Here is a 1685-nt window from a genome sequence, read left to right as displayed (position 1 = left end):
TAAATTACGGTTTGGTTAATATGAGCATAATGCTTGTGTGGACGATATGCCCATGCGAAATAGGTCATTTCCAGGTGCCTAATTGAGTTGAAAGAGTCGTGAAACAGCCCGCTATTATGTAGCGGGCTTTTTTATGTCTGTTATTTGTTGACATTACGGTTTGGTTAATATGAGCATAATGCTTGTGTGGACGATATGCCCATGCGAAATAGGTCATTTTCAGGCGCCTAATTGACTTGCAAGAGTCGTGAAACAGCCCGCTATTATTAGCGAGCTTTTTACGTCTGTAATTTGAGAGGATGGCTGTTGATTGCATCACATTGTTGTATAGATGATATCAAAAAGGCTATCTCTCTCTTAATGTAAGACAGCATCAAACGATAGCGTTAATTAAATCGTTATCGAGAGAGCAGAATATCGTCAAACAGCTTTGTCATTTGTTTGGCATACCACGTAGTAGCTACCATTATCATCTAAAACATCGTGGATTAGTAAAGCCTGAACGTGAGAAGTTATGCCTGCTATCAATTGCAATCCACTATGATAGTAGTTGCTCAGCAGATGCGAGAGCGATAGCTGGCCAGCTTAATCAGATGGCTGTTAGTTTACTGTATTGTAGCTTAATGAAACTGTACACCGATATGAGGTAAACTTGCCAGAAGATTAAACGATGTAACAGTAATGAAGACTCAACCAACTTGCTCAACTGAAATTAAAATAGATACCGCTAACCTTGTAATTAAACAAGGCTACACCATCCGAGAAGCTTATGATGCAACCGGCGTAGGCCCGACAGCGATTAGACGTTGGGTAACCCAGCTAATACAAGAATTTGAAGGTATTACTCCATCAGCTAATGCCATCACTCCTGAGCAAAAACGAATTCAAGAGCTTGAAGCGCAAATTAAGAAGATTGAATGGGAGAAAGACATCCTAAAAAAGGCTACCGCTCTCTTAATGCAAGACAACATCAAACGATAGCGTTAATTGAATCGTTATCGAGAGAGCAGAACATCGTCAAACAGCTTTGCCATTTATTTGAAATACCGCGAAGTAGCTACCATTATCATCTCAAACATCGTGGACTAGTGAAGCCTGAACGTGAGAAGTTGCGCCAGCAAGCAATTGCAATCCACCGTGATAGCCGAGGCTCTGCTGGCGCGAGAACGATAGCAGGCTAGCTCAATCAATTAGGTGAAAATGTTGGCCGTTATAAGGCTGCCAGTTTAATGAGAGATGCACGACTTATTAGTAGCCAACCCAGAAAACATCGCTACAAGATAGCGAATGATGAGCCTACAATCGCGCCTAGTTTGTTAAAGCAACAGTTTAACGTTGACGCTATAAACCAATTTGGTTTGGCGTGCGGATGTGACGTACGTTTGATCTGGAGCTAAATGGCTCTACTTAGCTGTATGATCTACACATAAATTGATTGGATTGGCTAACTTGCCTGAAAAAACTGCAGTTGAGCACTTTATTATAAAAAGTACTTTACCTTTGGTGGTGGTTTTAGCATAATGCCCCTCGTCAACAGGGGTGTAGTTCCAATTGGTAGAACAGCGGTCTCCAAAACCGATGGTTGCGAGTTCGAGTCTTGCCACCCCTGCCAAATAAAATAACGGCTTGCATAGAAATATGCGAGCCGTTTTCAATTGTGTAGAATATAACTTAGAAACAGAAAG

At 41.4% G+C, this 1685-nt stretch carries 1 protein-coding gene and 1 tRNA gene; both read left to right on the top strand.

Going from position 1 to position 1685, the window contains the following annotated elements:
* Nucleotides 1-681: 681 nt before the first annotated feature.
* Nucleotides 682-981, top strand: coding sequence for a transposase (locus CXF78_RS16670; RefSeq protein WP_102037403.1), 300 nt, complete (start codon nt 682-684; stop codon nt 979-981).
* A gap of 554 nt (nt 982-1535) precedes the next feature.
* A tRNA-Trp gene (locus CXF78_RS16665) sits at nt 1536-1612 on the top strand.
* Nucleotides 1613-1685: the final 73 nt, after the last annotated feature.

The sequence above is a fragment of the Shewanella sp. 11B5 genome, from assembly GCF_002836795.1.
Taxonomy (GTDB): domain Bacteria; phylum Pseudomonadota; class Gammaproteobacteria; order Enterobacterales; family Shewanellaceae; genus Shewanella; species Shewanella frigidimarina.
This window is presented reverse-complemented; position numbering and strand designations above follow the sequence as displayed.

Bases quoted from the DNA above. Each gene is read 5' to 3' on its own strand.
- CXF78_RS16670 (WP_102037403.1), top strand. From the start codon at position 682: ATGAAGACTCAACCAACTTGCTCAACTGAAATTAAAATAGATACCGCT.